Consider the following 13545-nt stretch of genomic DNA (forward strand, 5'->3'; position numbering starts at 1 on the left):
ATCATATTTGTGGGGGAAAATATGATAAAACTTACACAGGCAGCTCGTATAGCCGTTGGAAGTATAGGTAGTGCTAAGCTAAGGTCTGCACTTACAACACTGGGGATAGTAATTGGCATAGCTGCAGTAGTTGTTAATGCATCTCTTGGTGCCAGTTTTAACCAGTTTTTTACTGATGAGATCTCTTCTGTAGGCTCTAATTTTATAATTGCAGCTAGCGAACAGCCAAATCTCTTCTTTGATAACGAGTATAATCTAATAAAGAATACGCCGGGAATTTCCGGGGTATCTCCAAGAAAATCAATGAGTGGGGATCTCACATATCTTTCTGAAACTAAAAATGTGAATATTGCAGGAGTTAACAAAGATTTTCAGGAAATTCAGGGACTTCAAATGGAAGAGGGTACTTTCCTGACGGACAAAGATAGTGCTGCGGCTGTCCTTGGATATGACATTGCAAATGATGAGTTCAGTAAGAATATTTCCCACAGGAGCACTGTAGAGATCGCTTTTCGACAGGAAAACGGTACGGTTGTGACGAAGAGTTTTAAGGTAAAAGGAATATTGAAAAATTCCAAGCCAACTGTTGTGAGTGAGGACAGCGACTATGATTTGACAGTTTTCATTCCCGTTTCTACAATGAATGAAATGATCGGGGAAAAAGACTATGGGGCTTTCCTTGCGATGGCAGACAGTCCTGAGAAAATTCGTGATATTTCAGATGACGTGGATAGCAGATTAGCCAGGAACTTCGGAGTCCCGGAAAGAGATATTGATGAGGAGGATTTAAAACCCTATTACGTCTTTAACCAGGAGGAAGTTCTTGAACAGACTGGAAAAATTGGAGACGCTTTGAGTTCTTTCCTGCTCGTTCTTGCCCTAATATCTCTATTTGTGGGCTCGATAGGAATTATGAATATTATGCTTGTAACCGTAACTGAAAGAACCAGAGAAATTGGGATAATGAAATCCGTAGGCTATAGCAATTCTAATATTCTATCACTTTTCTTGCTGGAATCTGTAATGGTCAGTTCCTTTGGGGGGCTCGTAGGTACTGTAATCGGTGGTCTGGGAGCTTACGCTCTTGAAATCACCCTTAAGCTTCCTCCTGTTTTCCCCTTAGCATTGATTGAAATAGGGATTGCAGTTTCGGTTCTTGTGGGGATAACTGCTGGTCTTTATCCTGCAAGAAAAGCTGCACGCATGAATCCTGTTGATGCTTTAAGATATGAATAAGAATCTGTCCCTTTAATAGGGCTACTCTACCTGGAGAATGGCCCTTTTTCTTTTTCAATCCTTTCTTCGTGATCAGCTCGATTAGATATTGATTGGCTAAAAATAGTTTCAAAATACCTTCATAAAGAGTAGCTCCACGGATCCACTTAACAAATTTAGCGCAGTGGAAAATCACTCTACTGTTAATATTTAAAACATAAAAATCAGAATAGACTATATTTTAGGAAATAAAGAATATATAAGAATTAATTTGGATATTTGAAAAACAAGGGAGTAAATATGAAAACAAAGATTTCGATTAAAGACGTTTCTGTTCCCGGGGATTTACTCTTGGAGACAGAAACCGCAAATTCCACACTTGAGGTAGAACTGCCCTCTCGAGAAGGCCTCGTTAATCCAAATGAAGAATCGTTTAAATGTAAATTGGGCCATTCGAGATATCTACAAAGTGACGAAACACATAAGACAGCGACTCCCATCATTCAAGTTATTGATATCAAAAAGAGCTATATTCTTGGAGATCTGGAAGTTCCAGTTCTTCGTGATATCAACCTTAAAGTTCGGGAGGGAGAATTTCTTGCCATAATGGGGCCCTCTGGATCAGGTAAGAGCACACTTATGAATCTTATAGGTTTTCTTGATAGGCCTACTGAAGGGACAATCATAATTAAAGGCCTGGATATCAATAAACTATCTGACAAGGAAGTTGCCAGGCTCAGAGGGTTAGAAATAGGTTTTGTTTTTCAGACATTCAACCTGATCCCCAGGCTTACAGCTCTTGAAAATGTTGAGCTTCCCACCTATGCTAACACAAGAAGTGGAATCGATACTCATGAAAGAGCAAAGGAATTACTTAAACTCGTGGGTCTTGAGGATCGAATGCACCACAAGCCAGGTGAACTTTCAGGCGGTCAATCCCAGAGAGTTGCTATCGCCAGAGCTCTTATCAATGACCCTGCGATCCTCCTTGCAGATGAGCCCACTGGAAATCTGGACTCGAAAACAGGCTGTGAAATTCTAAATATATTTAGAAAACTCAACGAAGATGGAAGAACAATTGTAATGATTACTCATGATCCGGAAATTGCAGGATATGCAAACAGGATAGTGCTCGTAAAGGATGGAATAATTCAAAATACGGAATAATATAGGGTGTTATTACGGAATAATATAGGGTGTTATTACGGAATAATATAGGGTGTTATTACGGAATAATATAGGGTGTTATTACGGAATAATATAGGGTGTTATTACGGAATAATATAGGGTGTTATATCTCCAAACTCAAGCTAATCGGGGTGTGGAATTAGAATGATAAAAATCAAAAGTTTACTTGTCCCTCTCGTATTGTCTTTGCTTTTAGTTTCCTCTTTTTTTGTAGCCCCCGCCTCTGCATCTGTCAGGGGGGCCAATCTGAAAGTTACAATAGTCGAAACAAATCCCTATCCTGCAAAAATAGGAGAGTATCTGAATCTGACTGTTCAGGTGGAAAACATAGGAGGAGATAAAGCTGACAATGTCGACATCGAAGTTGTACCTCAATATCCTTTTTCTCTTGATTCAGAAGCAAATGCCCTGCGGAATGTGGGGGTTCTCAATCCTGGCAGGACCGCTACGAAGGAGTTTTACCTTTTTGTAGACAAAAATGCGCAGAAAGGAATCCGTTCCATTGATATCAGAACAAAAACAGGCAAAGACAGCCCCTGGAGTGAAAAAAGCTTTGATATACGAATAGGCACTGAAACATTTAACAGCAAAGGTACAGTTGAACTTAAGGAAGTTACTTCGGACCCAGAAGTTTTCATGCCGGGAGACAGGGGTACTGTCACGGTAACTCTTACAAACACTGCAAGTAATCCTACTATTACTATTGACGGAAGTGACTTTGATACCAATGCCCGAATTCAGGCTGCAGTTTTGAGACCATTATCTGATGGGATAATCGTTCTTGACGCTCCTTATGAAGATATGGGTATCCTGGGGCCTGGAGATAGTATCAAATTGACTTTCAATGTTAAAGTTGCAGAAGATACTCCAGAAGGAACTCATAACCTTGAACTTGCAATAGAGGGGAACTCCTTTGATTACAACAGCAGAAAGAATATTCCTCTTAAGGTTGATTCTTCAAATGTCAAGGTAATTCCCTCAAAAGAGCTCCAGATAGTAAATGGTGAATCTACTCTTGAATTCGATGTAGCCAATACACACCCGAACGAGTTTAGCTCGGTAAGCATAAAACCTGAAGCTGAAGGCATTAAATTTTACCCTGCTGAGTATTTCATAGGGCCAATGAATCAGGACGAGCTTTTTACGATCGAATTTAATGCAGTAACAGACAATTTATCTAATGCCAGAAGGGACTTCTACGAGCCTATAAATCTAACACTTTCCGCAAATTACGGCAACGGAATAAATAAGCATGAAAATATAGTAAGCAATATGTATATTCAGTCCATTGATGAAATTCAGGGGGATAGTTCGGGTATACTTGTTCCAGGCTTACTACTTGTTGTCATTGCCATTGCAGGTATGCTAGTTTACAGAAAGAAGAAACAGAACAGAAAATGAACATTTAGAGAAACAAAAACTTCCGGGAAATTAATGTTTAATATTTTAAAAAAGGGTGGAAGGTGGTGCAGATCAGATAGATCCCCTGAAACATATGGGCAGTTTCAGGCTGCACTCGACCTTTTTGGTTCTATCCGGATAAAGTGTGCAAACGATTACCAGTCCTGGTTTTAGCCACTCTCTTTTCAAAGTATGCCTTTACTATTTTATTGGAAGAGTAAAGATAAACGTGCTGCCTTTTTCTCCCTTTGATTCCACCCAGATTTTTCCTCCATGAAGATCTACGAAGTTTTTAGCAATATAAAGTCCAAGTCCAGTTCCACCGTATCCCCTAGTTGTGGAAGAATCTGTTTGAATAAAAGGCATAAGCATCCTTTCATGATCCTCCTTTGATAACCCTATTCCGCTATCAGAAACTTTAATCTCGAGCATCCCTCCTTTTTTGAGGGCGCTGACGGTAACCTTTTTCTTTTCAGGAGTGAGTTTTATAGCGTTATTCATTAGACTGTACAGGATCTGTCTCAGCTTTGTCCTGTCTGCCCGGATGTTCTCAAGAGAGGCATCAACCTTTACCTCTACACTGACTTTCTTACTTGAGGCAAATGAGAGGAGACTCATTCTTACCTCTCCTAAAAGGCTGGCAATATCCACATCTTCATAATTAAGGTTATTTTCCCCGGCTTCGAGCCTTGATATATCAAGTAGATTACTGATGATTTCTAGAAGGTTCTTCCCGCTTATGAGAATATTACTTACATATTTTGATTGCCTCGTGTTCAGGGACCCAAAAGCCCCTTCCAGCAGCAAATCGGAGAAACCTATTACCGAATTAAGAGGAGTCCGAAGCTCATGGTTCATATTAACTATCAGCCCACTCTTGGCCCAGTTTGAAACTTCTGTATCTTTTTTTTCTTTGAGAAAATTATTATTCAGCTCTATTTTTTCGTTCAGACTTTTCAAACTCTCCAATTTCCCTTTTCTTTTGGCAAAAAAGTTGCTTTCCTCCATTAATTCGAGCAGGACTCTACCTGAAAGTTCGTCAAGAGGAATGGTATAGAGAAGTGTGATGCTTTTATTCTTTTCCAAAGCCATTGTTTCAACGGCCTTTCCACACGTCTCAAGACAGGGCTTGATAGAATTTCCAGCGTTTTTAATCTCAAAATTTGTTCTAAACCCTGAAAATCCTCCAGAAAGAGTTTTTAGATATCCTTTTTCTGCGAGTTCTTTTACTGCTGAAGCAAGAAGAGTAAGATCTTCCGGGAGCGGATTAGCCGGCAGAAATTCTAACTGAGAGGAAGCGAGATAATGCTCAACATCCACTCCTGCCTTCATAAGTTCATTTTTTGCCCCTTCAGCGGCCATTTTATCCGGGGAAAACCATAAGCAATATTCTCCCCCTTCAAGTCCTTCCTTAAAATAGGTAACAAGTAATTCTATCAATCCTTCGGTATCTTCATACACGGCAGAGATCTGGTGACTCTGCGGAACTTTTAAAGAAGGTCCGGAGTCTTCAGCAATATTCATCCTCAAAATCTTTCCCCTCCATATTCTAATTGCGTTTCAGCATTATGCAACTGGGCTTGAATAGGGTATGAGATAGAGTCTAAAGAGGCAAATTTTAATGTTCAGCAATTTCAGGCAACTTAAGCGCTTTAAATCATTTAAAGAATTCAGGGCAACACAATCCTCTTTCTAAACTTATGATACTTATACATACTCTTCATTTTTTATAAGTATATTGCTATCATATATAAGAATCCGCGTTTATACTGTTCTTTTAAAAGCAGTTTATCGTATATTCGGGAATTAGTATTTACTGAGATTGCGGAAACCTTACAAAATGGAACCGGACAAAATGGAACCAGAAAAAATGGAACCAGAAAAAATGGAATCATACAATATGGGACCAGAAAAACGAAATCTGAAAAAATGAAAAACGAAGAAACACGTTTTTTAATTTAAACTATTCGCAACTATTCGCAATTGTTCGCAACTGTTCGCAAACGTATTCTGTATTTCCCTACTGCAGCTGAAGATTGAAGCTCGACTTGTGAAGTTTTAAACAGAGCTACGGCATCAAGGGTGGAAACTCCCCTTTCATAATTATTTCATCCAAAATTATACTGGGAATGTATTTCTCGGGAGAATTATGCCTTAATTAATATATTAATAAAAACCGGAATACTAATTATGTATCTTGGAAATAAATAAAGATAGGATTTTTAATTTAATTTTTCCGGCAGAATTCATACTATTAATTTAAGCCGGTGCTAAAAGATTTATCTGCGCAGCTTTGAGGAGGACTAAAATACGGAGATTGGAGAGAAAAGGGCTATTGGAGCCAGAAATTTTCTTTACCCTATGCCTACTACCCTCGTAGGGGCTCGTGTAAACGGAAAGCCGAATTACCTGACAGTCGCTTTTTGCGGAGTCGTACAGGCAAGCCCTCCCATGATCGCGGTGACCCTTGGGAAAATTCACCATACAAATGAAGGAATAAGAGAAAACCAGTGCTTCAGTGTAAATATTCCTTCTCAGGACATGGTGGAAGTTACGGACTACTGCGGCATAGTCTCTGGAAAAAAAACGGATAAATCCGAAATTTTCGAAACCTTCTACGGAAAACTTGAAAAAGCCCCAATGATCCGGGAATGCCCTGTAAATCTCGAGTGCAGGCTTATAGATATTCTGGATCTCAGAGGCGCAAGTGAGGTTTTCATAGGGGAGATTGTTGAAGGTTATGCAGAGGAAAAATATCTCTGTAATGAAATTCCTGATATCGAGAAGATCAAGCCTATAGTTTTTTCCATGTATGATAATAATTACTGGGGAATAGGTGAGCACCTGGGCAAGGCCTGGTCCATCGGGAAAAATTTTGCTGAAGGCGGTAAAGAAAAAAAAGCTGAAAACGATAGATGATATGCTGTAGTAAAACTCCAATACGAGCGAAAGGAAAATAAATCTTATTGCAAGCGTGACCGGAAGGAAATAAGTAAAAACGCATAACTGCACAATTAGCCTAATAAAGATATAGTTAGCCAAATAAATGCATAATTAGTTTAATAACTGTATAATTAGCCTAATAGCTGTATAATTAGCCTAATAGCTGTATAATTAGCTTAATAGCTGTATAATTAGCTTAATAGCTGTATAATTAGCCTTTCATTAGAAAAGCTATTGGAAATATTCTGTTCAGCTCAAAGGTTTTTCAGCTCAGAGGTTATTTATTCAATGGGAAAGGGGGATTACAAATAAAAATAACAGTATTCAGCGGGAGCCATAAGGGCAGGGAAGGAAACACTCTAATTATGGTAGAGGAATTCCTGAAAGGAGCAGAAGAAGTCGGGGCAGAAACCGAAAACATTTTCCTGATCGAAAAAAGAATTGGATATTGCAGGGGAAAATTCGAGTGCTGGCTCAAAACCCCTGGAAGTTGCACAATCAGGGACGATATGGATGCCCTGCTTCCCAAATTTGTAGCTTCAGATATTGCAGTATTCGCATGTCCCGTGTATTTCGATAATATTCCGGCTGTTATGAAAAACTTTATAGATAGACTTACTCCTGTGCTTGTGCCTCATTTTGAAGAAGACGAAATGGGAGAGTACAGGCACGCAAAACGCTATGAAAAACTTCCAAAACTTGCCGTGATATCAAACGCTGGGTTGCCGGGCCAGACTAACTTTGAGGTTGAAAGCCTTTTTTTCAAGCGGCTTGCAAGAACGTTTCACACTGAACTCGTTGCTGAAATTTACAGAGGAGAAGGAGAAATCTTCAGGGGCAAAAACAATATCATGCTAAAACCTCTCCTGGGGAAGTATAAAAAAGCTCTCAGACGCGCAGGAAGAGAACTTGTAGAGAACCAGACACTCTCAGAAAAAACCACAACAGAACTCGAAAAACCAATTGTACCTGAAAGCCTGTACATAAAATTCGGGAACGAAGAATGGGACCGGCTGTGCGAAGAAAATAAGGTTGACTGAACAGTGCTGCAAAGATATGAAGAAATTGCAGACCTATGGATACTAAACTGGATTAAAAACAAGCCTTTTCAAAAAAAGCTTGACCGCAACCCTTTTCAAAAAAGGTTTAACCGCAACCCTTTTCAAAAAAGGCTTGACCGAAAACCATGAGCCAATATTTGGGTTTGATGAACTTATCCCCAAACCCTATCGGCGTGATCACAACCCTTTTCAAAAAAGGCTTGACCGAAAACCATGAGCCAATATTTGGGTTTGATGAACTTATCCCCAAACCCTATCGGCGTGATCACAACCCTTTTCAAAAAAGGCTTGACCGAAAACCACGGACCAAAATTTGGGTTTGACGAACTTATCCCCAAACCCTATCGGCGTGATCACAACCCTTTTCAAAAAAGGCTTGACCGAAAACCATGAGCCAATATTTGGGTTTGATGAACTTATCCCCAAACCCTATCGGCGTGATCAACCGGCGCAACGGTTGCGGGTCAACGGTTGCGGGTCAACGGTTGCTAAAAAAGCCTTCTGGCTGTTCTTACTGGTTATTTATTACTTAGTTTCCAAACCGCCTTCCACAAGGTCTTCCAGGCTGTGTTCCATGTAAGGGGCATTGCTTCTGTTGATCAGTTCCTGACAGACTTCTGCCGGATCTCCATCCATTGCAAGGGCTCCGTTATCAATCAATATAGTCCTGTGAGCAACTTCCCGAACAAAGTCCATGTGATGGCTTACAAGCACAATGGTCGTGCCAAAGCGCTCGTTGATTCTTTTTAAAGAGTTTGTGACATCCCTGAGAGTTACAGGGTCAAGGTCTCCAAAGGGTTCATCAAGCATAAGATATTCGGGAGAGGTTGCAAGGCTTAAGGCAATGAAAGCCCTGACATGCTCGCCCCCGCTGATCTGGTAAGGAGTTTTGTCAAGAATTTCCATTGGCAGGTCAAGGGCTTCGAATACCGGCCTTGCATAGGTATCAACATCAGTTATCGGGATCTTCGGAAAGAGTTCAAAATAGATTGTGTCATTCAGATCGAGTTCCCGCAAAGCGGTTTCTTTCTCTTCTTCTGGCATGTCAGGCAGGCGGTATATAGTATCAAGGGTCTCATCCGACAGCCCTATTTCCCTAGCTTTACCCCTTGCGTGTTCAATTGCACCTTGCTTTTTCATGCTTAGCCTGAACCGAATCTGATCCCTTACCGTGGAATTCACAGACATAGAGAATTCCTGGTTCATAATACTCATGATCCTACGGAGTTCCATGCGTTTTTCGCTATACCTGGTGACATCTACCCAGTCTCCACTGCAGAGATATTCGACGGTTCCACTCTTTGGCTTTACAAGCCCTTCCATGAGTTTCATAAGGGTTGTTTTTCCAGCTCCCGAGGACCCGATGAAAGCCAGAATTTCTCCTCTGTAAATATCGAGAGAAAAATCTTTGATATTCAGGACTTCTCCCATCCTGATGAGGGAATAGCGTTTTGAAATGTCCTTAACTTTGATGCAGACCTCTTTCTTCTCGGGTTCCACAAGCTTTTCCTTTGGCTTCATATCCCTTAGGAAATTTTTAAGTACCAGAGAAGGTTCTCCGTCGGCTGCAATTTTCCCGTTTTCAAGGAAAATCAACCTGTCGGCAAGATAAGCGTGAATTTCCGGAAGGTGAGAAACTACTATAATTGGGATGTTCAACTTCTTTTTCAGGCTTTTTATTACATCAAGAACTTCCTGCTTTGTATCCGGCCCGGTCATTGTAACAGGTTCATCGAGAAGAAGGAGTCTCGGCTTTGCGGCAAGCTGCCTTGCCATTACAACTCTCTGTTTTTCTCCCCCGCTCAGGAGATTGGTGGAATGAAGCGCCTTATCCTCCAGGCCCACCAGTTTTAGATACTCCATTGCTTCTTTAAACAGCTCGTCGTAATCAGTATCTACACTATGCGGGAGATATTCATTCCGTGGAAGGGATTCATACCCCACTCGGAGGTAGTTCAGCTTTCTTATAACATTTTCAATCGCAGGCCCGTTCCAGAGCCCGAAGTTTCGCTGTAGGTGTATTGCGGTTACGCTCTTCAGAAATTTTTCCCCTTCAATCCCTGAAGCAGGCGTTATAATTTCTCCATCTACTTCCACAGTTCCCTCCTGAAAGGGCTCAACTCCCCGGACGATGCGCAACAATGTCGACTTTCCGCTTCCGCTTCGACCTGTTATCCCGAGGATTTCTCCATCCTCCACCGTGAAGTCGATATGGTCCAGCACTCTTATCTTTTCGGAACGTACCTCATAATCTTTAACCAGGTTGGAAACTCTGAGCATAATCATACCTTTTAGTGTTAATCGTGTAAGTTAATGCCTGACCCGAAATATATTCTGCAATTCTGCCAATTGCGCGTGATAACTTATCTTTATCACTGCAATTTTCGGATGCTTTTGCGCCAGTATAATTTATACTAAAATAGGAGTCAAATATTACCTTCTAACTATTTATTACAATCGGCTGCTGTAATTTAACACGAACAGTCTTAAAAACTAATTAGGAAAACTCAAAACTTTCTGAGACATACCACACATCAATTTAAAGCTAAAACCTTAGAGCTAAAACCTGCGCTCCGAAGAAAAGTACCCTGAAAAAAGAAGTAATTTAGAAGAGTAGTAGAACTAAATAAGTCTTAAATAATCTTAGACAAGATTTAATAATCATATATATAATTTAATAATCTTAAATAAGTTCTATAAGTCTTAAATAAGTTCTATTATACTTAAAAGCAGGCAGCATATCCTGAATCATTTTTTCAGGGTTCATCTTTTTATTGCTGATACAAGCTCAGCCACTTTTACAGTAACATCCCTTACTTCTTCAAGAACGGTGCCGGTAACTATCATATCCGCACCTGCCAATGCACAGAGTTTTGCAGCCTCTGCGTCTCTAATCCCACCGCCAACAATGAGTTTGTTTTCCCCTAGAACTTGCTTGACAGCTCCTATCATCTCAGGGTTGATGGGCTTGTCAGCTCCGGACCCGGCTTCAAGGTAGGTATAATGCATGCCAAGGTATTTGCCTGCAAGGGCATATACTGCGGCAAGTTCAGGTTTCTTTCTGGGAATCAGTTTTGCGTCCCCTACCCAACCAACAGTCCCTCCGGGTTCAACTATGAGGTATGCCATGGAGATAGGTTCTATCTGACTCTGGTATACAAGCGGAGCTCCCAGAACCTGGTTTGTGATCACATACCCTAGATCTCTTGAGTTCAGAAGACTCATGAAAAATACGGCATCTGCATACCTGCTAAGCCCGGCTGAACTTCCCGGGAAAAGAATGATTGGGACATCTACCTTTTCTTTGATCTTTATGACGGTTTCATCAAGCAGGGTTCCCGACGCTCCGGTTGAGCCCCCTATCATGATGGCATCAGTGCCCCCCTTGACTGCTGCAAGGGCGATTTCAGCGGCTCGTTCAGGTGTTTGGGAAGCGGGATCGATAAGGGTAAGATGAACTTTTCCTTCCTGATCAATGATTTTCTGAAGGTGTGCTTCCACCTGCAAAAAAGATCATGCTCCCTTGGATTCCTTGGATTTTACCCGAAGAGCACTGTAGCCGCATTTTCTGCAGCGGGTTGCCCTTATTGCATTCCTTGCATTGCATCGCATGCAAATTTTTTTATTTAATAATCTTTCTTCTGCTTCTGGAAAACGACCCATTTTTGTCACCTGCTATTATTTTTCAATATTGATAAGGTATATAGCCCGCTTAATGGATGTTAAGGGATATAACGTTTTTCATCAAAAAAGCCCGTCTTTTATTGAGTTTGCAAGCTTCCTTTCTTTTATTTTTAGAATAACCATCGTTTTTCTTATTCTGAGAACTCAAAGCTTATTTATTGCTTACGTTGTTTATTCTCTGCCCTGTGGCTTAACCAGGCTGAAGCTGTAATTAAGTTGACATTGGACTGTGTCAAAGTTAACATTGAAATTATATAACGATGATAATTAGTTACAGATAAAATCGGCATTTAATGCTAAAATCAGTATTTAAAGCTAAAATCGGTATTTAATGTTAAAATCGATATTTAAAGCTGAAATCGATATTTAAAGCTAAAATCGGCATTTAAAGCTAAAATCGGTATTTAAAGCTAAAATCGGCATTTAAAGCTAAAATCGGCATTTAAAGCTAAAATCGGTATTTAAAGCTAAAATCGGTATTTAAAGCTAAAACCCTCAGGTTTTAAGTATAACTCCATGTTTAATTTAACCTTTTAGGGTCTATTTAATTTCTTTGTCTTATAAATGGTGATTTATGTGTTGATTCATCCTATAGACTATCGGTATGGTACAGCAGAAATGAAACATGTGTGGAGCCAAAAAAATAGACTTAATAAGCTCCTTCAAGTCGAAGCGGCCCTTGCCCGCGCCGAAGCGGATATGGGTTTGATCCCTGCAGATTCGGCTGAGATTATATCTGAAAGTATCTCTTCCGTAAAAGCTGAAAGGGTTGACGAAATTGAAGCCGAAATTCATCATGACATGATGGCTGTGGTCACTGCGATTTCTGAACAGTGTAGAGATGATGCTGGAAAATGGGTACATTTCGGAGCCACTTCAAACGATATTCTAGATACGGCAACAGCTCTCCAGATTAAGGATGCAATCGACCTTATGGAAGATAAACTCAAAACTTTTCTCGGAGTTCTGCTTGACAAGGCCGAAGCCCACAAGAATACGGTCTGCTGTGGAAGAACCCACGGACAGATAGGGGTTCCGACAACATACGGCCTGCGTTTTGCCATATGGGCTTCGGAGATTTCAAGGCATCTGGACCGTCTCCATCAACTCACTCCAAGAGCAACTGTAGGGCAGATGACAGGAGCAGTAGGGACCCAGGCTGCGTTTGGAAAAGCCGGAATTCTTATCCAGAAACTTACAATGCAGCACCTTGGAATTGGCGCTGTTGATGTTTCCAACCAGATAATTCAGAGGGATAGGCACGCTGAATTTGTAATGTGGATGGCAAACACGGTCACGACTCTGGATAAGATAGGTATAGAAATAAGGACCCTCCAGCGCAGTGAAATTGCCGAGATTGAGGAAAGTTTTGGAAAAAAACAGGTCGGCTCATCTACTATGCCCCATAAACGTAATCCCATAAAGTCCGAGCAGATATGCGGACTTGCAAGAATTGTAAGGGCCATGGTTGAACCCGAACTCCTTAATAATACCCTGTGGGATGAAAGGGATCTGACCAATTCTTCTTCCGAGCGGGTAGTTTTCCCTGAAGCCTGTGTGCTTACAGACCATATCCTCAAACTAGGGATAAACGTAATTGAACACCTGAGATTCTATCCTGAAAATATCCGGAGGAATCTGGAACTGCTAAGAGGCCTTAATATGGGAGAGGCCGTAATGATTGAGCTTGCAAAAAGAGGAGTAGGCAGGCAGGAAGCCCATGAGCTTGTGCGGACTGCAGCGATGAAAGCCCACGATACGGGACAGCACTTCAAAACTGTGCTTCTGGAAACTCCTGATATTGCAAGATATTTAACTGCTACAGATATAGAAAATCTCGTAAATCCCGATAAATATATAGGAACTGCAGTGGAACAGGTTGAAGTACTTGTTGCAAAACTTCGTGAGGCTTATTCTCTCTAACGTACTTTATCTAACCTTTGTGAAGTTTTCTTCTAACCTTTGTTAAGGTTTTCTCTAATCTTTTTTAAGGTTTCCTCTAACCTTTTTAACTTTGTAATTATTTAAACAAGTGAACGATATTGTTTTCTCT

Annotated in this window: 12 protein-coding genes; 8 read left to right on the forward strand and 4 right to left on the reverse strand. The window is 40.7% G+C overall.

Annotation, left to right across the window (positions count from 1 at the left end):
* The first annotated feature begins 21 nt into the window (after positions 1 to 21).
* The 3 genes from MSKOL_RS17075 to MSKOL_RS17085 all read left to right on the forward strand — a co-directional run bounded on the left by MSKOL_RS17075 (position 22) and on the right by MSKOL_RS17085 (position 3804).
* Positions 22 to 1236, forward strand: a complete 1215-nt coding sequence (locus MSKOL_RS17075; protein ID WP_048122968.1) for an ABC transporter permease — start codon at positions 22 to 24, stop codon at positions 1234 to 1236.
* 279 nt (positions 1237 to 1515) lie between these two features.
* The gene (locus MSKOL_RS17080) at positions 1516 to 2382 is read left to right on the forward strand and encodes an ABC transporter ATP-binding protein (protein WP_048157882.1); all 867 of its coding nucleotides are present in this window, start codon (positions 1516 to 1518) and stop codon (positions 2380 to 2382) included.
* 165 nt (positions 2383 to 2547) lie between these two features.
* Positions 2548 to 3804 (forward strand): COG1361 S-layer family protein, encoded by a 1257-nt coding sequence (locus MSKOL_RS17085; RefSeq protein WP_048157884.1) that lies wholly within the window; start codon positions 2548 to 2550, stop codon positions 3802 to 3804.
* Positions 3805 to 4005: 201 nt separating this feature from the next.
* Here the strand turns inward: MSKOL_RS17085 and MSKOL_RS17090 are convergent, their stop codons facing one another.
* Positions 4006 to 5328: an ATP-binding protein gene (locus tag MSKOL_RS17090; protein ID WP_231592673.1), complete on the reverse strand. Its 1323-nt coding sequence runs from the start codon at positions 5326 to 5328 to the stop codon at positions 4006 to 4008.
* Positions 5329 to 6165: 837 nt separating this feature from the next.
* Between MSKOL_RS17090 and MSKOL_RS17095 the strand changes: the two genes are divergently transcribed.
* The 4 genes from MSKOL_RS17095 to MSKOL_RS20560 all read left to right on the forward strand — a co-directional run bounded on the left by MSKOL_RS17095 (position 6166) and on the right by MSKOL_RS20560 (position 8201).
* The gene (locus tag MSKOL_RS17095; RefSeq protein ID WP_048157886.1) at positions 6166 to 6723 is read left to right on the forward strand and encodes a flavin reductase family protein; all 558 of its coding nucleotides are present in this window, start codon (positions 6166 to 6168) and stop codon (positions 6721 to 6723) included.
* Positions 6724 to 7061: 338 nt separating this feature from the next.
* Positions 7062 to 7787, forward strand: a complete 726-nt coding sequence (locus MSKOL_RS17100; protein WP_369799552.1) for a flavodoxin family protein — start codon at positions 7062 to 7064, stop codon at positions 7785 to 7787.
* 79 nt (positions 7788 to 7866) lie between these two features.
* Positions 7867 to 8025 carry a hypothetical protein gene (locus MSKOL_RS20555; RefSeq protein WP_156151134.1) on the forward strand — a complete coding sequence of 53 codons (159 nt, stop codon included), beginning with the start codon at positions 7867 to 7869 and terminating at the stop codon, positions 8023 to 8025.
* A complete protein-coding gene (locus tag MSKOL_RS20560; RefSeq protein WP_156151135.1) occupies positions 8022 to 8201 on the forward strand; it encodes a hypothetical protein in 180 nt (59 codons plus the stop codon). The genes MSKOL_RS20555 and MSKOL_RS20560 overlap by 4 nt, the downstream gene beginning before the upstream one ends.
* Positions 8202 to 8333: 132 nt before the next feature.
* Here the strand turns inward: MSKOL_RS20560 and MSKOL_RS17105 are convergent, their stop codons facing one another.
* The 3 genes from MSKOL_RS17105 to MSKOL_RS17115 all read right to left on the reverse strand — a co-directional run bounded on the left by MSKOL_RS17105 (position 8334) and on the right by MSKOL_RS17115 (position 11471).
* Positions 8334 to 10088: an ABC transporter ATP-binding protein gene (locus MSKOL_RS17105; protein ID WP_048157890.1), complete on the reverse strand. Its 1755-nt coding sequence runs from the start codon at positions 10086 to 10088 to the stop codon at positions 8334 to 8336.
* Positions 10089 to 10571: 483 nt separating this feature from the next.
* Complete coding sequence (locus tag MSKOL_RS17110) at positions 10572 to 11315, reverse strand: geranylgeranylglyceryl/heptaprenylglyceryl phosphate synthase (protein WP_048157892.1); 744 nt, start codon at positions 11313 to 11315, stop codon at positions 10572 to 10574.
* 6 nt (positions 11316 to 11321) lie between these two features.
* The gene (locus MSKOL_RS17115; protein WP_011305703.1) at positions 11322 to 11471 is read right to left on the reverse strand and encodes a 50S ribosomal protein L40e; all 150 of its coding nucleotides are present in this window, start codon (positions 11469 to 11471) and stop codon (positions 11322 to 11324) included.
* Positions 11472 to 12068: 597 nt separating this feature from the next.
* Here MSKOL_RS17115 and purB point away from each other — a divergent pair.
* The gene (gene purB, locus MSKOL_RS17120; protein WP_048122983.1) at positions 12069 to 13415 is read left to right on the forward strand and encodes an adenylosuccinate lyase; all 1347 of its coding nucleotides are present in this window, start codon (positions 12069 to 12071) and stop codon (positions 13413 to 13415) included.
* Positions 13416 to 13545: the final 130 nt, after the last annotated feature.

Origin of the sequence: Methanosarcina sp. Kolksee (genome assembly GCF_000969945.1) — an archaeon.
Classification (GTDB): Archaea; Halobacteriota; Methanosarcinia; order Methanosarcinales; family Methanosarcinaceae; genus Methanosarcina; species Methanosarcina vacuolata.